We start from the raw sequence: 20,154 nt of genomic DNA, 5'->3' as shown, positions 1-20,154 counted from the left end.
CTCACTTAAGGAATTCAAGCCAGTGAGCGATAGCGCAGTTCCCAGCCGTTCCGTCAAATCCGCCGGCATGGGCTTCATCATGGTAGCGGTGCTGATCGACATGATCTCGATCGGCCTGATCATCCCGGTGCTGCCGCCGCTGGTGGGCACCTTCGCGGCCAACCAGGCCGATCATGCGTTCTGGTACGGCGCGGTGGCTTTCGCCTTCGGCTTTGCCAACTTCCTGACCTCGCCCATCCTTGGCGCGCTGTCGGATCACCATGGCCGCCGCCCGGTGCTGCTGCTGGGCTTCTCCGGCCTGATGCTCAGCTTCTTCGTCACGGCCATGGCTACCGCGCTGTGGATGCTGATCGCCATCCGCCTGGTCAGTGGCGCCATGCAGGCCAATATCGCCGTGGCCAATGCCTATGTGGCCGACATCACCCCGCCCGAAGAGCGCGCCAAGCGCTTCGGCATGCTGGGCGCGGCCTTCGGCATGGGCTTCATCCTCGGCCCGGTGATGGGTGGCATGCTTGGTGCCATCGACCTGCATCTGCCTTTCTTCGTGGCTGGCGGCCTGGCGCTGGTGAACTGGTGTTATGGCTTCTTCGTGCTGCCCGAGTCGCTGCCGCTGGAGCGTCGCCGAGCCTTTGACTGGCGCCACGCCAATCCGGTCAGTGCTTTCAGGAAGCTCTCTGCCTTGCGCGGGGTCGGCCCGCTCGTGTGGGTGATCGCGCTGGCCGGCCTGGCCCAGTTCGTCCTGCACACCAGCTGGGTGCTCTACACCCACTTCAAGTTTGGCTGGGGTCCCAAGGAGAACGGTTGGTCGCTGTTTGCCGTGGGCGTGATGTCAGTGATCGTGCAGGGCTTCCTGCTGCCGCGCCTGCTCAAGCTCTTCAGCCCGCAGCGCCTGGTCATCCTCGGCCTGGCTTCGGCCACGGTCACCAATTTCATCTGGGGTGCCGCCACCGAGGGCTGGATGATGATTGCCATCATCTTCCTGAACGTGCTGGGCTTTGCTTCAAGCGCTGCCATCCAGAGCCTCATTTCCAATGCGGCGGATGCCAAGAACCAGGGCGAGACCATGGGCGCGGTGTCGTCGCTGAACAGCCTGATGGCGGTGCTGGCGCCGGTGCTTGGCGCCACGCTCCTGCACGCGGTGTCCGAGTTGCCGCGCGGCGACTGGCGCATCGGCGCCCCCTTCTATTTCTGCGCCCTGCTGCAAGCAGTCGCGCTGTTCTTTGCCTGGCGGCATTTCGCTCGCAGCCGTGCGGCGCGCGCAGCCGCAGCCTGAACGAACCCAGAATCTTCTCAAGCTCGAGTACCCACCATGAACCACGACAAAGTCCTGATCCTCGACTTCGGCTCCCAGGTGACGCAGCTGATTGCGCGCCGGGTCCGCGAGGCCCATGTCTATTGCGAGATCCATCCGAACGACGTGTCGGACGAGTTCATCCGCAGCTATGCGCCCAAGGCCATCATCCTGTCAGGCAGCCATGCCTCCACCTATGAGGACCACGAGCTGCGCGCACCGCAGGCCGTGTGGGATATCGGCGTGCCGGTGCTGGGCATCTGCTACGGCATGCAGACCATGGCCGTGCAGCTGGGTGGCAAGGTGGAGTGGAGCGACCACCGCGAGTTCGGCTATGCCGAGGTGCGCGCGCATGGCCACACCAGGCTGCTGGACGGCATCCAGGACCATGCCACGCTGGAAGGCCACGGCATGCTCAAGGTCTGGATGAGCCATGGCGACAAGGTCACCGTGCTGCCGCCGGGCTTCAAGCTGCTGGCTTCCACGCCGAGCTGCCCGATCGCCGGCATGGCGAACGAGGAGAAGGGCTATTACGCCGTGCAGTTCCACCCCGAGGTGACGCACACCTTGAAAGGCCAGGCCATTCTGGAGCGCTTCGTGCTCGGCATCGCCGGCTGCAAGGGCGACTGGATCATGGGCGACTACATCGCCGAAGCCGTGGCCAGGATCCGTGAGCAGGTGGGCGATGAAGAGGTCATCCTAGGCCTGTCGGGCGGGGTTGACTCTTCGGTCGCTGCCGCGCTGATCCACCGGGCTATCGGCGACCAGCTGACCTGCGTCTTCGTCGACCATGGGCTGCTGCGCCTGAACGAAGGCGACATGGTGATGGAGATGTTCGAGGGCAAGCTGCATGCCAAGGTGATTCGCGTGCAGGCCGAAGAACTGTTCCTCGGCCAGCTGGCCGGCGTGACCGACCCCGAGAAGAAGCGCAAGATCATCGGCGGCCTGTTCGTGGACGTGTTCAAGGAAGAGGCGGCCAAGCTCAAGGCGGCCGGCGCCGGCCACAAGGGCGAGCATGGGAGTCGCGCCGTCAAAGGCGCGACGTTCCTCGCCCAAGGCACGATCTACCCCGACGTGGTGGAGAGCGGCGGCACCAAGACCAAGAAGGCCACCACGATCAAGAGCCACCACAATGTGGGCGGCCTGCCGGAGCAGCTCGGCCTGAAGCTGCTGGAGCCGCTGCGCGAGCTGTTCAAGGACGAGGTGCGCGAGCTGGGCGTGGCCCTGGGCCTGCCGCCCGAGATGGTCTACCGCCATCCGTTCCCGGGCCCGGGCCTGGGCGTGCGCATTCTTGGCGAAGTGAAGAAGGAATACGCCGACCTGCTGCGCCGCGCCGACGCGATCTTCATCGAGGAGCTGCGCAACACCAAGGACGAAGCCACGGGCAAGACCTGGTACGAGCTGACATCTCAGGCATTCACCGTCTTCCTGCCCGTCAAGAGCGTGGGCGTGATGGGCGATGGCCGCACCTATGACTACGTGGTGGCCCTGCGCGCCGTGCAGACCAGCGACTTCATGACGGCCGATTGGGCCGAGCTGCCCTACAGCCTCCTGAAACGCTGCTCGGGCCGCATCATCAATGAAGTGCGCGGCATCAACCGCGTGACCTACGACGTGTCGAGCAAGCCGCCGGCAACCATCGAGTGGGAATAATTCAAAGTCGTGCCGGGTCGTCCAACAGGATCCGGCGCTTTGGAATATGCATAGTGCTGACAAGGGCTTAGAGATCCCAGTTGGTCTCAGATCGTCCCAGTCAAGCTCAGGTTTGCAGCCGGTACTGAATGCGGTACTGAAGTGCTGGTTCCCGATGACCCGTTTTGCTACCGTCAGACGCGCTGACGGTAGCTATTGCGGTATCAATTGGGGAGAGCACGGTGCTTACGGACATGCAGTTGCGGGCGTTCAAGCCCACTGGGAAACTCTACAAAGTTGCCGATCAACAAGGGCTGTACGTGGCCGTGACACCCACGGGTGTGATCAGCTTCCGCTTCGACTACCGGATCCAAGGTCGACGCGAAACGCTGGTCATCGGCAAGTACGACTCCTCGCTCGGGGCGAGGAAGCCGCGTGAGGTCAGCGAGCTTGCTTACGGACATTCCGTCACATTGGCGGAAGCAAGGCTGCTGCTGGCGCAAGCCCATCGATCCGTTGAGCAAGGGGAGAGCCCTTCGCGTGCCAAGGCTGACAAGCGGCTCGAAGCTGCGGAGGCACTGACCTTCGGAGCTTGGTCCCTGAAATACTTTGCCGAGGCCAAGTTGGCTGATTCGACCAAGGCGATGCGACGGTCCATCTACGACCGAAACCTTGCCAACGAATTCGGGCGCTTGAAGCTGGAGGAGCTCACGCCGGCGCGTCTCCTTGCACGATGTGAGCGGATCAAGGAGCGGGGGGCATCGGCACCTGCAGTGCACGCACGTGAGATCGTCTTGCAGGTCTATCGGTTCGTCCAAGCCCGCGGCTTGAAGATCGACAACCCGGCGGAATCGATTCGCCCCAGCGCGATCGCCACGTTCAGGGCGCGTGACAGGGCGCTCTCACCTTCCGAGATTCATGTCTTCTTCAATGCCTTGGAACAGACAGCGACTCTTCCCACCTTGCGCTTGGCACTCAAGTTCATGTTGTTGACGCTGGTGCGCAAGTCCGAGTTCATTCACGCGACATGGGACGAGGTGGACTTTCAGAACGCTGTTTGGTCGATTCCCAAAGAGAAGATGAAGGCAGGCCGGCCTCACAACGTCTATCTGAGCCAGCAAGCTTTGGACATTCTTGTCGCCTTCAAGACTTGCTTTGGAGCCAGTACCCATCTGCACCCCGGGCGGTACGAGACCACCTTGCCAATCAGCGCAGCGACGTTGAATCGTGTCATTGACGCAACTGTGACGCTCATTCGCAGTCGAGGCAAAGATTTTGAGCCATTCACGGTGCACGACCTCCGTCGTTCCGCGAGCACGTTGTTGCATGAGGCTGGGTTCAACAGCGACTGGATTGAGAAGTGCCTAGCGCACGAGCAAAAGGGCGTGCGCGCTGTCTACAACAGGGCTGAGTACGCCGAACAGCGTCGTAGCATGCTTCAGAGTTGGGCGGACATGCTGGACGACTGGATCCAGAGCGAAGGTGCCGCCTAGCGTCCAAGCGTGCCTTGTTCTGGAATGTCGGCCGACGCCTGCACCAAGCTGGCGTCGACTTCCTGGCCGCACACGCCGCTGCTGCAGCACAGGGCGGGGTCGTAGATCTGGATCGTGGACATGTCGGACTCCTTGGCTTGAAGCTGTCATCAGATGGACACAAGTCTGATGCAAAGTGCGCCTCGCGGCTTGCGTTGCATCAATATTTCCAAATCTATAGAATTCTCGACATATGGAAGAGCAACACATCATCCGCTCCCTCGCAGCCCTGGCGCAGACCCACAGGCTCAAGGTGTTTCGCCTGCTGGTCGTCGCGGGTCAGCAGGGCTTGACGCCCGGCGCCCTCGCTGAAGCGCTGGAGTTGCCGGCGGCCACCCTTTCCTTTCATCTGAAGGAAATGACCCATGCCGGCCTGGTGACCCAGGAGCGCGTGAGCAGGAATGTGGTCTATCGCGCCGCGTTCGAACACATGAACGCCTTGCTGGCCTACCTCACCGAGAACTGCTGCCAGGGCGAGGTCTGCCTGCCCGCCTCGGCAACGGCCTGCGCCTGCTGAGGTTCGTCCACTTCCTCAAAGGATTTCCGTGAGCTCTCCCCCCTACAACATTCTCTTTGTCTGCACCGGCAACTCGGCCAGGTCCGTCCTGGCCGAGGGCCTGATGAACCACCTCGGCCAAGGCAAGTTCAAGGCCTTCTCTGCGGGGAGTCATCCCACCGGTGAGGTCAACCCACTGGCGCTTCACACACTGGCCTGGCTGCATTTGCCGACCGAAGGCTATCGGAGCAAGAACTGGGACGAGTTCGCGCAACCCAGGTCTCCTGTACTCGATTTCGTGTTCACGGTCTGCGACAAGGCCGCCGGCGAGGTGTGCCCGGTGTGGCCCGGTCAGCCGATGACAGCCCACTGGGGCCTTCCAGACCCTGCAGCGGCAGTGGGCTCCGATGCTCAGAAGCTGCAGGCCTTCCAAGAGACTGCCGTGGCGCTGAAGCGCCGGATCGAGCTGATGCTCTCGCTGCCCCTGACGACCCTGGACAAGATGTCGCTGCAGAAGGCTGTGCGCGACATCGGCCAAGCCTGATTCCCTGAGTTCCCATCATGACGACCAACGTACTCATTCTCTGCACCCACAACTCGGCCCGCAGCGTGCTTAGCGAGGGCATGCTGAACCATTGGGCCAAGAAGCTTGGCAAAGACATGCGCGCCTTCAGCGCCGGCAGCGCCCCGAGTGGCCGATTGAACCCTTTTGCCCTTGAGGCGCTGACCAATGCCGACATCGACGTGTCCGGCTATCGCAGCAAGAGCTGGGATGAGTTCACGACGCCTGAAGCGCCGCCGCTGTCCATCGTCATCACGGTCTGCGACAGCGCTGCCGCTGAGCAGTGCCCGGTGTTCTTCGGTGCGAATTCGGATGGAGGCCAGCCGGTCAAGGTGCATTGGGGCTACCCCGATCCGTCCAACGCCGAGGGCGGTGACGAGGGCAAGCGCCGCGCTTTCGAGCTGACGCGCCAGGCCATCGGCTATCGCATGTTGCAGCTTCTGCAGTTGCCGCTCGAGACGATGGGCAAGCAAGAGCTCCTCGCCGCGCTCAACGCTATCTCCGCCACCTGAAGTGACGCCTATGACTGCTGGAACTCCACAGAAGCTGTTGGCCGAGGCCCTGGGCACGGCCTTGCTGCTTGCCGTCGTGATCGGCTCAGGGCTTATGGCTGAGCGCTTGTCGGGCGGCAACGTGGCTGTCGCGTTGCTGGCCAACACCCTCGCGACCGTGGGTGGCCTCTACATCCTGATTGAAGTGTTCGGTCCGATCAGCGGTGCCCATTTCAACCCTGCGGTGTCTTTGGTGATGGCGGCGCGTGGCGAGTTGCCGAAGGGCCTCCTCGCCCCGTATGTGGTGATGCAATTGCTTGGCGCCATGCTGGGGGCTTGGCTGGCACATGCGATGTTCGACATGAGCATCCTCCAGTTCTCGACCAAGCTGCGCACGGGCACGGGCCAGTGGATTGCCGAGGGCGTCGCCACTTTCGGCTTGCTGCTTGTCATCCTGCGAGCGCCGGCCGGCCGAGCATCGGCCATGGTCGCCGCCTATATCGGGGCCGCCTACTGGTTCACCGCCTCGACGTCCTTCGCGAATCCCGCGGCCGTCTTCGGGCGCCTCTTCAGCGACAGCTTTGCCGGCATCGCGCCTGCGAGCGCGCCCGGCTTCGTCGCGGCGCAGCTGATCGGTGCGGGCCTTGCCGCGGGCGTGCACCGCTTGCTGTCGCCCAAGGCGGCGAGCCCCAAGGTGGCGGGTTCTGCTGCGCGCCATCTGTCAAAGGCCCGACATGGCTGAGCACCTGTTTCCCGAGGCCACCTTCCCGGCGCTGAACGCCGAGCTGTTCGAGGTGCCGACGCAGGAGCGTCTGTCGGTCCCTGCTCGTTCGCAGCACCGCCCCCGTTTCCTCTTGCTCTACGGTTCGCTGCGCGAGCGCTCGTACAGCCGCTTGCTGACCTATGAAGCCGCACGCCTGCTGGAAGCCATGGGCGGCGAGGTGCGCATCTTCGATCCGGCGGGATTGCCCTTGCCGGATGGGGCGCCGGACAGCCATCCGAAGGTCCAGGAACTGCGCCAGCTGGCCGTCTGGGCCGAGGGCATGGTCTGGTGCTCTCCGGAGCGCCATGGCGCGATGACCGGGGTGATGAAGTCGCAAATCGACTGGGTGCCGCTGAGCGCCGGCGCCGTTCGACCGACGCAGGGCAAGACCCTGGCGGTGATGCAGGTGTCGGGTGGATCACAGTCCTTCAACGCGGTGAATCAGATGCGCGTGCTCGGCCGCTGGATGCGCATGCTGACGATTCCGAATCAGTCGTCGGTGGCCAAGGCGTTCGCCGAGTTCACGGAAGAGGGGCGGATGAAGCCGTCCGCGTTCTATGACCGTGTCGTCGACGTGATGGAAGAGCTGTTCAAGTTCACGCTGCTGACGCGGGACCTCGGGCCCTACCTGGTCGACCGCTACAGCGAGCGCAAGGAAAGCGCCGAGGAACTGTCCAAGCGCGTGAACCAACGCGCAACTTAAAGCTGAGCCGAAAAGGACCCAGAGACAGGGCAAATGCTCGGAATCTACTCGCGCACCCCAGCCTGGGAACACCCTAACTAGACATGCTCGCCATCTCTTGATGCAATGCAACATCAATTTTTGCCTGTTGCATGAAACTCATTGGCTTTTGGTTGTTGGTTCTGCTCGCCGTCCTCGTGCCGGCGACAGCTTCCATTGCCACGTCGATGATTTGCCCGCCCGCAACGGTGGCCAAGGCCCAGGTTCGCGGGCTGGTGATTCAGTCCAAGAGCGTCGTCAAGCACGCGGTGGCTTCGGGGTCTCATGCCCGAGTTGCCAGGGCCAAGACTGATTCCAAGAAGGCCGTTGCAGCCGATCAGCAGGCTGAGCACTGCTGCGACGCGACGCCTTGCAGCCACTGCGCTGGCTGCGGTTCCTGCGCCTCGATGGCCGCCACAGCGGACCTGGGCGCGCATGCCCGGCCATTCGCCATGTCGGCCCTTCCCGAGCCTGGCGGGCCGCGAGCGGAATTCCTGCTGTCTGGGCAGGAGCGGCCGCCTCGAACCAGCTGACTCAGCAGTACCGCCGGCCGGCGGCATGCGCGACTGCGTATGCTTGCACGGCCCGGCCAGGGATTGGCTGAGTCGCATGCTTCGGTAGACGGACCGGCCCCCCCATCGCCCCTTGCCCGGTTTCCCGCGAAGTCGTACTTCCCCGTCCATCGTCATGTGCTCGCCAACGAACAATTGGTTCGAAGGTGCTTTGAGCTCGCGACCTGCCCCCATTGAGGCGGCGGCGCGCGGCACCCAACTGGATGTACATGATGTCAATGAAAATCGCACAAACGGCGGTCTCCGCAGCCGTCCTGCTTCTCGTCAACAACGCATTCGCGCAGCAGGCAGGTGTCGCCGACGCTGGCGTCGCGCAGAACGCTTCCCTCGAAAAAGTCCAGATCACGGGCAGCCGCATCAACCTGAAGCAGGCGCAGATTTCCGGGGTCGGCCCTGTCACGGTCATCGACGCCGAGGCGATTCAGCGTTCTGGAGCCATTTCCGCAGAAACCCTGCTGCAGCGCCTTCCCGCTTCTGCAGGCACCGCCGGCAACCAGACCAGCGCCTACTGGACCGGCAATGGCTACGGCACGACCCAGGTCAACCTCCGCGGTCTGGGCATCAACCGCACCCTGGTACTGCTGAACGGGCGCCGCGTCGTCAATGGCGGTACGGGGGCCAACAGCTCGGTGGACCTGAACATGATCCCCGTCGCGCTGATCGAGCGCGTCGAGGTGTTGAAGGATGGCGCCTCGGCCATATACGGCGCTGACGCTGTGGCCGGCGTGGTCAACATCATCACCAAGAATGGACTCAAGGGTGGCGAGGCCTCGGTGCGCTACGGCGAGACATCTCGCGGCGATGGTTCCGAGACTGCCGTGGACCTATCCTGGGGCCTGCAAGCAGCCAATGGCTCGGTGGTGAGCGCCATCAACTATTCGGAAAGCGGCGCCATCAATATGGCGTCGCGCGCACCTTGCGGCTTGGCTGAAGTCAACGGCGCTCTGGCATGCACGGGCAGCTCGTCCACCATTGGCGGTCGCGCGCTGCTGGCTGACGGCCGACGCATCAACTTCAATCAGACGCCCGGAAGCGGCCCGGCCTTCGAGACGTATTCTGCAGCCAAGCACAACTACAACAGCAACCCGATGCTGAACGCGGTCAACCCGATCAAGCGTTTGGGGCTGAGCACTTTCGGCACGCTAAACCTGAGCGAAGAGACCCAGTTATTCACCGAAATTCTGTTCTCACATCGCGAGTCAGAGCAACTGGCAACGCCGGGTTCGTTGGGAGTCTATCGCGCCATGAATTTCGCGGCCGACCATCCTACCAATCCGACCGGGCAAAGCCTCGTGCTACAACGTCGTCGCCTTGAAGAGGCGGGCCCGCGCTACTTCCAGCAAGAGTCCAACATCTTCCGCGTGGTTGCGGGCGTCAAGGGCAGCATCGGCAAAAGCTGGGACTGGTCCGCGAATGTGAACTGGGGCCGCAACACGGGCGTCGATGTCACGACGAATGTGGCCAACCTCGACCGAGTGGCCCTCACGGTGGATCGCACCAAGTGCAGCACGGCGGCGGGCGCAGCCATACCTTGCGGCAACTACCTTGGCTACGGCAACCTGACCCGTCCGGTGATGGACTACATCCTCACCAATCTGCGCGACACAGGCGGCAATGAGCAAAAGGGCGCCAGCGGCAATATCAGTGGCGAGTTGTTCGCATTGCCTGCCGGCGTCGTCGGCTTCGCTGCAGGTGCCGAAGTGCGAAAGGAAAGCGGGTGGCGCAATCCGGATAGCCTGACAGTCCTGGGCATTGCCAACACCAATGCCCAAGACCCCATCGCAGGCGAGTACACGGCCCGCGAGGTCTATGCCGAGCTGTCCGTTCCGCTGCTGAAGAAGCTGCCCTTCATTGACTCGCTGCACTTCAACACGGCCGCGCGCTATTCCGACTACAGCATGTTCGGTTCGAAGAGCACCTACAAGGCGGGTTTGGACTGGCAGGTCATCCCGAGCCTCAAGCTGCGTTCCAACGTGTCGTCGGCCTTCCGCGTTCCTAACATCCCCGAGCTGTACGGCGGTGTGGCTGAGGGCAACCTCACCACGACTGACCCATGCAGCAACTGGAGCGCCTTGCCGGCGAGCTCGGTCGTATCGCAGAACTGCAAGGCCGCTGGCGTGCCGGTTGGCTACACGCAGTTGGGCAACACCATCCTGACCACGGTGGGCGGCAACCCGGCGCTGAGGCCCGAGGACGCAAAGACGCTGACGGCTGGCGCCGTTTGGTCGCCGAGCAAGTCCCTGACCCTGACGCTGGACTACTTCAACATCAAGATCACCAATGCGATCCAGAGCGTGGATGGCTCCACCAAGCTGGCGGTGTGCCACAGCACGCCGGGCCTGGCGCATCAGTTCTGCAACTCGTCCAGCTTCACCCGCAACAAGACCACTGGCGAGATCGACTTCCTCTCCTCCCAGCCGGTCAACGCGGCCGACGAGAAGATTTCGGGCATTGACATCGGTGCGCTCTATGAGTTCAAGCTCGCCGGCTTTGACGCAAGCTTGAACGCCGAAGTCTCGCACCTGAAGAACTACCAGGTGCGGCCATTCCCGGGTGCGGACGTCATCGACTACACCGGCAAGATCACCGGTGGTCGCGGTAGCTACACCCAGTGGCGTTCGCTGTCGTCGTTGACGATGGCCAAGGGTCCGTGGTCTGGCTCCTATACCGTGCAGTACATCGGTGCGGCAGATGACATCAACGCATCTCCGGGCGACATCGGTGCCAAGGCACCCGGCCTGATGTACCACTCGGCGCAACTGAAGTACGCATTCAGCAAGAAGCTCGACCTGTCCATCGGCATCGACAACCTATTCGACAAGAAGGCTCCGTTCATCCAGAGCTACACCGACGCGAACACGGACACGATGACCTACGACCTGCAAGGCCGCCGCTGGCACGTGCGCGCCGGCTACCGCTGGTAAGTCCTGCGGCACCGCGGGCATGGTGCCCGCGGTGCCATTCACGGACAAACCAAGCTATGAGAGTTGCACTATGAATCTACCCTTCTGGGTGCGCCGAACCCACAAATGGATCGGCCTCGTCATCGGCGTCCAGGCCTTGCTCTGGATGCTCAGTGGCGTCTACATGACGGTGATCTCGCTGGACGTAATCCACGGCGACCATCTCGCCCATGTCTTCGATGAGCCACTCGAACGCAGCGGCGGGCGGCTCGATATCGATCAACTCGCCAAGCTGCGCCCGGGCTTCGAATCCTTCAAGCTGAAGAAGCTCCTGGGCAAGGAGGTCTATGAACTCCGCGCCGACGGCAAGACCAGCTTGGTGGATGCCCGGTCGGGCGACCTGTTGAGCCCGCTGCCGCGCGAGCAGATCGTGGCCCGTGCCAAGGATATCTACCAGGGCGAGGCCGAGATCCGCGAAGTGACCTGGATCACCCAGGCGCCGCAGGAAGTAGCCAAGCGCCCGGTGCCGATGTGGGCCGTGCGTTTCGACGACCGCGCCAACTCGACGCTTTACTTTTCACCGGACACCGGCGATCTGCTCGCCCGTCGCCACGACCTGTGGCGCTGGTTCGATTTTCTGTGGATGTTCCACATCATGGATTACGACGCCCGTACCGACGTCAACAACAGCCTGCTGCGGGTCGCTGCCGGTGTTGGTTTGCTGTTCGCCCTGAGCGGTGCATGGCTGGTGTTCTACAGCTTTCGGCGGAGGGCACAGGCATGAGCCCCTGGATGCGCAAGATACACAAATGGATCGGTCTGCTGATCGGCTTGCAACTGGTGCTCTGGATGTGCAGCGGCTTTGTCATGAGCTTGCTGGACGCCGAGCAGGTGCGCGGCCGCGAGTTCCGTGCGCCTGCGGCGACCAAGCAAGCCTGGCCGACCGACGCCGTGCCCGTGAGCGGAATGCTGGCAGCGGCGCGCGAGTCAGCTCAGACCGTCTCGACGGGCTGGCTGGTTGACCGCCCGGTCTACCGGCTGGCCGGTGAGAAGTCGACCCACCTGATTGATGCCCATAGCGGCCAACGCGTTGACCTCGATGCTGCTCTGGCGCAGCGAGTGGCTGAGGCCTCATACCGGGGCCCAGGCAAGGCAATTCAGTCAGAACTGGTGGATCGCTCACTGGAAACCCGCGCTCACGAAGGCAAGGTCTGGCGCGTGGCGTTCTCCGATGCCGAAGATACGACGGTCTATCTGTCTCTGCAGGGCGATGTGCTGGAGCATCGAAACAAGACCTGGCGCTTGTTCGACTTCTTCTGGATGCTGCACATCATGGACTACAGCGGGCGCCAGGACTTCAACAACCCGCTGGTCGTCAGTGCGGCCATTGGTGGATTCTGGCTGGCCCTCAGCGGCATCTGGCTGCTGTTCACCAGCTTCAGTCTGGCCGAGTTCATTCCCAAGCGCTGGCGCGGAACCCGGTCGCTGATGGTCCACGCGCCCGATGGCAGCCGGCTGCGCAGCATGCGTGCTCATGCCGGCGACACGGTCTTTGTCGCGCTGGCCCAGCAAGGCCTGCAACTACCTTCGAACTGCGGAGGCGGGCAGAGCTGCGGCCTTTGCGAGGTTCGCGTGCGTGGGGCTGCGCCGGAAGCAACCAGCGCTGATCGTGCGGTGCTGGCACCATCCAGGATCGAGGCTGGATGCCGTCTTGCCTGCAACCTGAAGCTGGACCGTAACCTCGACATTGAGGTTCGTGGGGGCATGGCGCTGGGCGAGGTCCATGAGGCTCAAGTTGAAAGCGTCCGCGCGCTGTCGCCATTCATGCGTGAGGTTGTGCTGTTGCCCAAGGACAAGCCGGGGCCGGAGTACCGGCCGGGGTCCTTCATCCAGGTCCATGTGCCAAGCTACAGGATGGCCAAGCACCAGATCGATGCGCCGCCGGAGCATCACTCGGCATGGTCCGGGCTGCACCTGCCTCCGCAGTGGACCAGCGGTGCGCTGCTGCGGCGCTCCTACTCGCTGTCGGCACCGGTGCAGCAGACCGATGGTCGGCTGACCCTGCTGGTGCGCTTCTGCCACGGCAAGCAAGGGGGCAAGAACCATCCGCCCGGCAAGGGCTCGGCCTATGTCTTCGGTCTCAAGGCGGGCGACAAGCTGCAATACAGCGGGCCCTTCGGTGACTTCGCCATCCAGCACGGTGAACACGAGAAGGTCTTCATCGGCGGCGGCGCCGGCATGGCGCCGCTGCGTGCAATGGTGAGGGACCTGCTGGAGTCGGGTGCGAGCGAGCCAGTCCACTTCTGGTACGGCGCACGCACGGCTGCTGACGCTCCCTACGTGGACGAGATGGAAGAACTGGCGGCACGCTTCGACAACTTCAGCTGGCAACTGGTGCTGTCCGAAGAGAGGGGCGGGGCACGGCAGTCGGGTATGGTGCATGAGGCTGTGCGCGAGGGCCTGCTGCAGTCGCATCCCGACCTGCAGACCTGCGACTTCTACCTGTGTGGGCCACCGCCGATGTTGACCGCGACGCGGACCATGCTGAAGAAGTTGGGCGTGCAAGACGACAGAGTGGCCTTCGACGACTTCAAGATATGAAGTAGGGCGCACAGCCATCCGGTATACGGCCTTTGGGCCATGCCATAGTCTGGCTGCGTGCCCTTCTCGTCGAGCCCATGCCACTGTCTTTCCGTCGACTCCTGATTGCCCTTGTCTGCGTCTGTCTGTCGAACCTCGCTGAAGCCCAGCCTCAGGTGGTCTGGCTGTCGCTGGAAGGCTCGCCGAAGCGACCAGCCTCGGGCGTCGTCGAATCGAAAGTCCAAGCGCTTCCGCCCGGGGAGCAGGCGCGACGATGGCTGATTGAGCGCTTGCCAAACTTCAGCCACCAGCACGACAACGCCAGCGTCGCGCGCATTGAGCAATTGATGGCCGACGGGCGCGAGACCTACTGCTATGCCAATGCGCTGCGGACGCCGCAGCGCGAAGCTAGCGCGCTTTTCAGCGAGCCGGTTCTGCACCGGTTGCCCAGCCGCGTCATCATCAGGGCAGACCGTCAAAGCCTGCTGAGCCCGCACCTGAACGGCAGGGGACAAGTTCAGCTGCGCTCGCTCATCGATGACCCCAAACTGCAAGGCGCGGTGACCAGCCTGCGCAACTATGGTCCATTGATCGATCCGGTGCTGTCCGCTGCCAGCGGCCCGCAGCGCGTCACCCACTACGACACGCCCAGCCGCATGCTGATGGCTCGCCACATCGACTGGATCATTTCTGAGCCTGCCGCGCTGGCCGGGCTCGTCAAGAACGATCCCGATCTGCCTCGCACACCCACCCGCAGCTTCGAGGTCGCCGGTCCTGCCGCGGCGGTGGTGACCTATGTGATGTGCGGCCGTACGGCGACGGGACGGCAATTGGTGAGTGCGCTGAATCGGCTGATGGCCAACCATGCGGGTCGGCCTTGGGAGCAGCCCTACGTCGAGCTATTGGATAGCAATGAGCGCGCGGACCTCATGCGCTTGCTCCGGCAGTCGCCTCGTTAATCCAAGAAGAGTTCTCGCGCGGCGATGGAGCTCCACGCTCCCCCGTCGCATGCGCCAGGACTCTACTGAAATTGCGTTTTTTTGCGCAAATTTGGTGCGGCGGGCTTTGACTGCTGCGAGTGGGTCTCGCTGGCGCCGTCAGCCGCTTGCCCTGCCAAGGTATCCAGGATCGGGCACTCGGGGCGCTCGTCACCATGGCAGCAGTGCACAAGGTGTTGCAGCGTCGCCTTCATCGCCAGCAGCTCCTGCGCCTTGGCTTCCAGCGCCTCGATGTGGGCCTGTGCCATTGCCTTGACGACGCGGCTCGGCCGGCGCCGGTTCTGCCAGAGCCCCACCAACTCGCCGATCTCGGCGATCGAGAAGCCCAGGTCGCGTGCCTGGCGGATGAAACGCAGGGTGTGGACCTCGTTGTCGCCGTACTGCCGATAGCCCGACTCGGTCCGCCGTGCCGCTGGCAGTAGGCCCACCTGCTCGTAGTGCCGGATCATCTTGGCCGAGACGCCTGATGCCTCGGCCGCCTGGCCAATGTTCATGCCATCCATCGAATACTCCAGTTGAATCATGTCGCTCACGGCTCAGCGAGCCTTCCAGCGGCGCAGAAGCAGCGCATTGCCGACGACGCTGACGCTGCTGAAGGCCATGGCTGCACCGGCCATCATCGGATTCAGCAGGCCGAAGGCGGCCAGCGGGATGCCCACAAGGTTATAGATGAAAGCCCAGAACAGGCCACGCTTGATCGTCGCGTAGGTGCGGCGCGAGATGTCCAGCGAGGCCGCAACCAGCAGCGGATCGCCCCGCATCAGCGTGATGCCTGCCGTCTCCATGGCCACGTCGGTACCGGTGGCCATGGCGATGCCGACGTCGGCCGCAGCGAGCGCGGGGGCATCGTTGATGCCGTCGCCCACCATGGCCACCGTCCTGCCGGCCGCACGCAACTGCTGCACGACGGCCGCCTTGTCGGCCGGCAGGACCTCGGCCTTGACCTCGCCGATGCCGAGCGCCTTGCCAACGGCCAGTGCGCTGCCACGCGTGTCGCCCGTCAGCAGCACGGTCGAAATGCCCAGTTCGTGCAGGCGCTCAACAGCCTGCCTTGCCGATGCCTTGATCGAGTCACCGAAGGCCAGCAGGCCCAGCAGCGTCTGTCCGTGATCGGTTTCCTGCGTCAGCCAGGAGATGCTGCAACCCTGTGCCTCAAGGCGCTGGGCATCGACGGCCAACAGGCCCGAGTCGACTCCTTGCTCACGCAGCAGGCGGCTGCTTCCCAGTGTCAGCCGCTGGCCGCGGACGATGGCCTCCAGCCCCCGGCCCGGCAATGCGCGAGCCGCACGAGCCTCCGGCACGGGCAGGCGTTCGTCGCGAACCTTGTCCATGACGGCGCGCGCCAGCGGGTGCTCGCTGTTCTTCTGCAGCGCGGCCGACAGGGCCAGCACTTCGGCCTGCTGCGAGCCCGGCGCTGCGTGGACAGCCAGCAGGGTGGGCCGCCCTTCGCTCAGGGTGCCCGTCTTGTCGAACACCACGGTGTTGACCACATGGGCCAGCTCCAGCGCCTGGGCGTCCTTGATGAGCACACCCTGCTGGGCGGCGACGCCGGTGCCGGCCATGATCGCCGTCGGCGTTGCCAGACCCAGTGCGCAAGGGCAGGCGATGACGAGCACGGCCACCGCGTTCAACAGCGCCTGCTCCCAATTCCCCGTTGCAACGAACCAGCCCATCAGCGTCAGTAGGGCAATGACCAGCACCACCGGCACGAAAACCGCACTGACGCGGTCGACGATGCGCTGGATCGGTGCCTTCGCGGCCTGCGCGCTCTCGACCAGGCGGATGATCCGAGCGAGCGTCGTCTCGGCGCCGACCGCCAGGGTCCTCAGCGTCAACACGCCTTCCTCGTTGATGGCTCCGCCGGTGACCCGGTCGCCAGTCGCTTTGGCAACGGGCATGCTTTCGCCGGTAATCAGGGATTCGTTGACATGGCTGCTGCCCTCGACGATTTCGCCGTCGACGGGAATCCGGTCGCCCGGCCTCACCAGGACCAGATCGCCGATCCGGACCAGAGCGACCGGCAACTCAGACTCGACACCGCCTCGCAGCACCCGGGCGACGGCAGGCCGCAGCGCGTTCAGCGACTGCAATGCCGCCGTGGTGCTGCGCTTGGCACGAGCTTCCAGCCATTTGCCCAGAAGGACCAAGGTAATCACGGCGGCAGAGGCTTCGAAGTAAAGGTGGGGCATGCCATGCTCGGCATGCTTCAGCAGAAGGTAGATCGACAGGCCGTAGGCGGCCGAGGTGCCCAGCGCCACCAGCAGGTCCATATTGCCGCTGCCGGCGCGCACAGCCTTCCAGCCGGCGCGGTAGAAGCGGGCGCCCAGCCAGAACTGCACGGGCGTCGCGAGGGCCAACTGCAGCCATCCGTCCAGCATCCAGCCTATGCCCAGCACTTGCAGTAGCATGGGCGCGACCAGGGGCAAAGTCAGTACCGCACCGGCGGCGACTGGCAGCCAGTCGGGTTGCTTCGGCGCCGCCTGGGCGTGCGCCTCCGCCACTGGGCGAGCGCTGTAGCCCGCCTTCTCCACGGCGAGACTCAAGTCTGCCTCGCTGATGGTCGCCACCGCTTGCACGGTCGCACGCTCCGTGGCGAGATTTACGGACACCGCCGAGACGCCCGGCACCTCCATCAAGGCCTTCTCGACGCGCATCACGCAAGAAGCACAGGTCATGCCGAGGACCTGCAGATCGAAGGCGGCGGGCCGCCCCTGCATGGCGAGGGTGGTGGACATGGTGTCTCTCCAGTCAGGTTGTTCAAGGTGCCGGAATGCTCAAGCTTCCAGCGATGTCAAGGTCAACGGTTAGCGCAGACAGCCCACATGCCTGGTGTGGTCTCTCGCGTCGCTTGGCTTGACTCTCCAACCGTGTCAAGGATGACAGTCGGGTCTCCGATCAAGGAAACAACCGGAGATTCAAGATGATTGCTTTTGAAGTGAACGACATGACTTGCGGCCATTGCGTCAGCACCATCACCAAGGCGCTGAAGGCTGTCGATGCAGGTGCACGGGTGCAGATCGATCTGGCGTCGCATCGCGTGCAGATCGCGCCGACCGAGGCGGACGAGGTGGAACTGAGCGATGCGATCAAGGAGGCAGGCTACACGCCCGTGATGGTGTCCGACGCCGCTGTTGCCTGCACGCCAGGCGCTAAGGCCGGCCACGGTTGTTGCCACTAAACGGGGGGGCATGTCGACGTGAGTCCTCGGCACATTGACACATGTGCCATGCCCCGGCACCACGCGACGGGCCTCTTCGTCCCTTACAATTTGACCATGAGCAAGTTCTGGCGGATCGCGTTCGCATGGCTGTTGGCCGTGGCGCTACCCATTCAAGGGTACGCCGCCCAGACCATGCTGCTCTGCGGCCCGGCCAACCATCACAGCAGCGTGATGGACGACCACGCGGGGCAAGGCCATGACCATGCCAGCATGGCGCATGACGATGCCCCGGCGCATGACCACGCTGAGATGAGTTCAACGGCTGCTGATGCCGACAAGACACCCTCCGCCAAGGCGGGGCATGCTGACAAATGCAGCGTGTGCTCTTCCTGCTGCAGCGCTGCAGCCATCACGACCTCCATGGCGGGCTTCGCCGTGGCACCTCTGGACCTGCCTGAGGTCCCGACCGTCAAGGTCGCCCACGACCGCGTCATGGTCGGCGGGCTCGACCGACCGCCTCGAGTCTCCCGCACCTGAACGGGCCGGGCGGCGCGCTTTGCGCGAAGCCTTTGGCGCCCTGTATTGAGCCTGATCTGGCGCGTCCTATCGACGCGCCGGTCCGGCGGCAGCACAACAGTTCACTTGCGAGAGAACCATGCAATCCACTGCAAACGGCGTGGCGCTATTTCTGTCCGCCACGACCTTGTGGCTGGCGTCCAGCGCGTCGGCCCAGACGGCCCCGAGTGAAGCTCGGCGGCCCGACCCACTGAATCCCAAGGCTCAAGTGCCGACCGTGGTCTATCGATCGGCCTTCAAGGACTACCGTCCAAATACCGAGGCCGAGGTGGGCTCCTGGAAGGACGCCAACACCACCGTGCATCAGGCGGGCGGCTGGCGCGCCTATGCCAAGGAGGCCAGGCAGTCAGACCAGCCTGAGCAATCGCTGCCAGCGGCGTCGGCCGCATCGGCACCGAGCAAGCCGGCGGCGAAGCCCTCGGGCCATGCGCATCACTGAGGGGCACCCATGAAAAACTACCGAAGCGCCCCGGTGCGCCTGGCACTGCTCGCTGCGGCCCCGCTGCTGCTGGCAGGCTGTGCGAGCCTCAGCGGCAATGGCGGCATGACGTTCGTACAGGATGCCGCGAAAACTCATCTCGGCGCCACCGTCCAGGTGGCCAAGACCGACCAAGACATCGACACCATTGATCGTCGCGTGGCCGAGTTGCTCGGCAAGCCGATGACTGCTGACGCGGCTGTGCAGATCGCTCTGCTCAACAATAGGGGCTTGCAGGCCAGCTTCCAGGAACTGGGCATTGCCGAAGCCGAGATGGTGCAGGCCAGCCGGTTGCCGAATCCCGGCTTCAGCCTTGCCAAGCTCAAGCGAGGCGATGAGCGAGAGATCGAACGTGGCTTCTCGTTCGACCTCGGTCATCTGGTGGCGCTGCCATTGACCCGCCAGCTCGAGAGCCGGCGGTTCGCTGCCCTGCAGCGCAGCGTGGCGATGGAGATGCTGTCGCTCGCCGCCGAAACTCGCAAGGCCTTCTACGCTGCTGTGGCCGCCGAGCAGACGGCCAGCTATATGCGGGATGTGCGAGCCACGGCCGACGCAGGCGCCGAGTTGGCCAAGCGCCTCGCGCAAGCTGGCAACTGGACCAAGCTGCAGCAGGCTCGCGAGCATGGCTTCTTCTCAGAAGCGGTGCTGAACGCGGCTCGTGCCGAAGCGGCCCGTGTGTCAACGCGCGAGCGCCTGACGCGATTGCTGGGTCTGTGGGGAGCACATGGCGCCTTCGCGCTGCCTGCGCGATTGCCTGACCTGCCCGCCGAACCCAAAGACCGCCCAGACATCGAACAGGTGGCCATGGCCACGCGCCTCGACGTGCAGGCGGCCAAGGCCACGCTGGACGCCACGGCCAAGAACCTGGGCCTCAGCAAGGTGACGCGCTTCATCAACGTGCTGGAGCTGGGCTATATGCGCAACAGTTCCAACGAGGCACCGCGCCAGACCGGCTACGAAATCGGCATCGAGATCCCGCTGTTCGACTGGGGCGACGCACGCATTGCAAAGGCCGAGGCGGTCTACATGCAGAGCGTTCACCGCACGGCGCAAATCGCTATCGAAGCGCGATCCGAGGTGCGCGAGGCCTACCAGGGCTACCGTTCGGCCTATGACATTGCCAGGCACTACCGCGATGACGTGGTGCCCACGGCCAAACGCATCTCCGACGAGAACGTGCTGCTCTACAACGGCATGTTCATCAGCGTGTTCGAGCTGCTGGCCGACGCGCGCTCCCAGATCGCCAGCGTCAACGCCTCGATCGAGGCACTGCGTGATTTCTGGGTGGCTCAGTCGGATCTCGACATGGCCCTTGTCGGCAAGCCCAGCCTTGGCGGCAGCGCACCCTCGGCCTCGGTGGCCGGCACGGGCGGCGGCGCGGCCGCTCATTGAATCAGGA

Annotated in this window: 20 protein-coding genes; 17 read left to right on the top strand and 3 right to left on the bottom strand. The window is 63.9% G+C overall.

All coding sequences use genetic code 11. From position 1 onward, the window contains the following. Positions 1-22: 22 nt before the first annotated feature. The 3 genes from V3596_RS02370 (at position 23) to V3596_RS02360 (ending at position 4,416) form a co-directional block, all read left to right on the top strand. A complete protein-coding gene (locus V3596_RS02370) occupies positions 23-1,273 on the top strand; it encodes a TCR/Tet family MFS transporter (RefSeq protein ID WP_334275988.1) in 1,251 nt (416 codons plus the stop codon). 36 nt (positions 1,274-1,309) lie between these two features. After that, a complete protein-coding gene (guaA, locus tag V3596_RS02365) occupies positions 1,310-2,944 on the top strand; it encodes a glutamine-hydrolyzing GMP synthase (protein ID WP_334275987.1) in 1,635 nt (544 codons plus the stop codon). Between the two features lie 221 nt (positions 2,945-3,165). Further along, a complete protein-coding gene (locus tag V3596_RS02360; protein WP_334275986.1) occupies positions 3,166-4,416 on the top strand; it encodes a tyrosine-type recombinase/integrase in 1,251 nt (416 codons plus the stop codon). On the opposite strand, the gene V3596_RS02355 is transcribed toward V3596_RS02360, so the two are convergent. Continuing rightward, on the bottom strand, positions 4,413-4,538 hold the full coding sequence (locus V3596_RS02355) for an arsenic metallochaperone ArsD family protein (protein ID WP_334275985.1): 126 nt from the start codon (positions 4,536-4,538) through the stop codon (positions 4,413-4,415). The genes V3596_RS02360 and V3596_RS02355 overlap by 4 nt on opposite strands. Before the next feature lie 110 nt (positions 4,539-4,648). Between V3596_RS02355 and V3596_RS02350 the strand changes: the two genes are divergently transcribed. From V3596_RS02350 to V3596_RS02305, 10 genes are all read left to right on the top strand, one after another. Further along, entirely contained in the window at positions 4,649-4,972 is a 324-nt protein-coding gene (locus tag V3596_RS02350; protein WP_334275984.1) for an ArsR/SmtB family transcription factor, read from the top strand. A 28-nt stretch (positions 4,973-5,000) separates the two neighbouring features. Then, complete coding sequence (locus V3596_RS02345; RefSeq protein ID WP_334275983.1) at positions 5,001-5,495, top strand: arsenate reductase ArsC; 495 nt, start codon at positions 5,001-5,003, stop codon at positions 5,493-5,495. 17 nt (positions 5,496-5,512) lie between these two features. Further along, positions 5,513-6,025 carry an arsenate reductase ArsC gene (locus V3596_RS02340; RefSeq protein ID WP_334275982.1) on the top strand — a complete coding sequence of 171 codons (513 nt, stop codon included), beginning with the start codon at positions 5,513-5,515 and terminating at the stop codon, positions 6,023-6,025. Positions 6,026-6,035: 10 nt separating this feature from the next. Further along, positions 6,036-6,746 carry an MIP/aquaporin family protein gene (locus V3596_RS02335; RefSeq protein ID WP_334275981.1) on the top strand — a complete coding sequence of 237 codons (711 nt, stop codon included), beginning with the start codon at positions 6,036-6,038 and terminating at the stop codon, positions 6,744-6,746. Next, on the top strand, positions 6,739-7,470 hold the full coding sequence (gene arsH, locus V3596_RS02330; RefSeq protein ID WP_334275980.1) for an arsenical resistance protein ArsH: 732 nt from the start codon (positions 6,739-6,741) through the stop codon (positions 7,468-7,470). Before V3596_RS02335 ends, arsH begins: the two co-directional genes overlap by 8 nt. 131 nt (positions 7,471-7,601) lie before the next feature. Then, positions 7,602-8,021, top strand: a complete 420-nt coding sequence (locus V3596_RS02325) for a hypothetical protein (RefSeq protein WP_334275979.1) — start codon at positions 7,602-7,604, stop codon at positions 8,019-8,021. A 257-nt stretch (positions 8,022-8,278) separates the two neighbouring features. Next, on the top strand, positions 8,279-10,984 hold the full coding sequence (locus tag V3596_RS02320) for a TonB-dependent receptor (protein ID WP_334275978.1): 2,706 nt from the start codon (positions 8,279-8,281) through the stop codon (positions 10,982-10,984). A gap of 70 nt (positions 10,985-11,054) precedes the next feature. Continuing rightward, entirely contained in the window at positions 11,055-11,747 is a 693-nt protein-coding gene (locus V3596_RS02315; RefSeq protein ID WP_334275977.1) for a PepSY domain-containing protein, read from the top strand. 8 nt (positions 11,748-11,755) lie between these two features. Beyond that, positions 11,756-13,564 (top strand): 2Fe-2S iron-sulfur cluster-binding protein, encoded by a 1,809-nt coding sequence (locus V3596_RS02310; protein ID WP_334275976.1) that lies wholly within the window; start codon positions 11,756-11,758, stop codon positions 13,562-13,564. Between the two features lie 77 nt (positions 13,565-13,641). Continuing rightward, positions 13,642-14,502: a hypothetical protein gene (locus tag V3596_RS02305; RefSeq protein ID WP_334275975.1), complete on the top strand. Its 861-nt coding sequence runs from the start codon at positions 13,642-13,644 to the stop codon at positions 14,500-14,502. 62 nt (positions 14,503-14,564) lie between these two features. Here V3596_RS02305 and cueR read toward each other — a convergent pair whose 3' ends face one another. Both cueR and V3596_RS02295 read right to left on the bottom strand, forming a co-directional pair. After that, positions 14,565-15,035: a Cu(I)-responsive transcriptional regulator gene (cueR, locus tag V3596_RS02300; protein WP_334276474.1), complete on the bottom strand. Its 471-nt coding sequence runs from the start codon at positions 15,033-15,035 to the stop codon at positions 14,565-14,567. Positions 15,036-15,077: 42 nt separating this feature from the next. Further along, positions 15,078-17,276: a heavy metal translocating P-type ATPase gene (locus V3596_RS02295; RefSeq protein ID WP_334275974.1), complete on the bottom strand. Its 2,199-nt coding sequence runs from the start codon at positions 17,274-17,276 to the stop codon at positions 15,078-15,080. A gap of 185 nt (positions 17,277-17,461) precedes the next feature. On the opposite strand from V3596_RS02295, the gene V3596_RS02290 reads away from it, so the two are divergent. The 4 genes from V3596_RS02290 to V3596_RS02275 all read left to right on the top strand — a co-directional run bounded on the left by V3596_RS02290 (position 17,462) and on the right by V3596_RS02275 (position 20,147). Then, positions 17,462-17,719 carry a heavy-metal-associated domain-containing protein gene (locus V3596_RS02290; protein ID WP_334275973.1) on the top strand — a complete coding sequence of 86 codons (258 nt, stop codon included), beginning with the start codon at positions 17,462-17,464 and terminating at the stop codon, positions 17,717-17,719. A gap of 96 nt (positions 17,720-17,815) precedes the next feature. Next, positions 17,816-18,238: a hypothetical protein gene (locus V3596_RS02285; RefSeq protein WP_334275972.1), complete on the top strand. Its 423-nt coding sequence runs from the start codon at positions 17,816-17,818 to the stop codon at positions 18,236-18,238. Positions 18,239-18,356: 118 nt separating this feature from the next. After that, positions 18,357-18,716 (top strand): hypothetical protein, encoded by a 360-nt coding sequence (locus tag V3596_RS02280; RefSeq protein WP_334275971.1) that lies wholly within the window; start codon positions 18,357-18,359, stop codon positions 18,714-18,716. Between the two features lie 9 nt (positions 18,717-18,725). Next, on the top strand, positions 18,726-20,147 hold the full coding sequence (locus tag V3596_RS02275) for a TolC family protein (protein WP_334275970.1): 1,422 nt from the start codon (positions 18,726-18,728) through the stop codon (positions 20,145-20,147). Positions 20,148-20,154: the final 7 nt, after the last annotated feature.

Source organism: Roseateles microcysteis (assembly GCF_036880965.1).
Lineage (GTDB): Bacteria > Pseudomonadota > Gammaproteobacteria > Burkholderiales > Burkholderiaceae_C > JAUASW01.
This window is presented reverse-complemented; position numbering and strand designations above follow the sequence as displayed.

What these genes read in the sequence shown, in the direction of transcription:
- guaA (WP_334275987.1), top strand. Translation starts at nt 1,310, where the DNA reads ATGAACCACGACAAAGTCCTGATCCTCGACTTCGGCTCCCAGGTGACG.
- V3596_RS02355 (WP_334275985.1), bottom strand. Translation starts at nt 4,538, where the DNA reads ATGTCCACGATCCAGATCTACGACCCCGCCCTGTGCTGCAGCAGCGGC.
- V3596_RS02350 (WP_334275984.1), top strand. Translation starts at nt 4,649, where the DNA reads ATGGAAGAGCAACACATCATCCGCTCCCTCGCAGCCCTGGCGCAGACC.
- V3596_RS02340 (WP_334275982.1), top strand. Translation starts at nt 5,513, where the DNA reads ATGACGACCAACGTACTCATTCTCTGCACCCACAACTCGGCCCGCAGC.
- V3596_RS02335 (WP_334275981.1), top strand. Translation starts at nt 6,036, where the DNA reads ATGACTGCTGGAACTCCACAGAAGCTGTTGGCCGAGGCCCTGGGCACG.
- arsH (WP_334275980.1), top strand. Translation starts at nt 6,739, where the DNA reads ATGGCTGAGCACCTGTTTCCCGAGGCCACCTTCCCGGCGCTGAACGCC.
- V3596_RS02325 (WP_334275979.1), top strand. Translation starts at nt 7,602, where the DNA reads ATGAAACTCATTGGCTTTTGGTTGTTGGTTCTGCTCGCCGTCCTCGTG.
- V3596_RS02320 (WP_334275978.1), top strand. Translation starts at nt 8,279, where the DNA reads ATGAAAATCGCACAAACGGCGGTCTCCGCAGCCGTCCTGCTTCTCGTC.
- V3596_RS02315 (WP_334275977.1), top strand. Translation starts at nt 11,055, where the DNA reads ATGAATCTACCCTTCTGGGTGCGCCGAACCCACAAATGGATCGGCCTC.
- V3596_RS02310 (WP_334275976.1), top strand. Translation starts at nt 11,756, where the DNA reads ATGCGCAAGATACACAAATGGATCGGTCTGCTGATCGGCTTGCAACTG.
- V3596_RS02305 (WP_334275975.1), top strand. Translation starts at nt 13,642, where the DNA reads ATGCCACTGTCTTTCCGTCGACTCCTGATTGCCCTTGTCTGCGTCTGT.
- cueR (WP_334276474.1), bottom strand. Translation starts at nt 15,035, where the DNA reads ATGAACATTGGCCAGGCGGCCGAGGCATCAGGCGTCTCGGCCAAGATG.
- V3596_RS02295 (WP_334275974.1), bottom strand. Translation starts at nt 17,276, where the DNA reads ATGTCCACCACCCTCGCCATGCAGGGGCGGCCCGCCGCCTTCGATCTG.
- V3596_RS02290 (WP_334275973.1), top strand. Translation starts at nt 17,462, where the DNA reads ATGATTGCTTTTGAAGTGAACGACATGACTTGCGGCCATTGCGTCAGC.
- V3596_RS02285 (WP_334275972.1), top strand. Translation starts at nt 17,816, where the DNA reads ATGAGCAAGTTCTGGCGGATCGCGTTCGCATGGCTGTTGGCCGTGGCG.
- V3596_RS02280 (WP_334275971.1), top strand. Translation starts at nt 18,357, where the DNA reads ATGCAATCCACTGCAAACGGCGTGGCGCTATTTCTGTCCGCCACGACC.
- V3596_RS02275 (WP_334275970.1), top strand. Translation starts at nt 18,726, where the DNA reads ATGAAAAACTACCGAAGCGCCCCGGTGCGCCTGGCACTGCTCGCTGCG.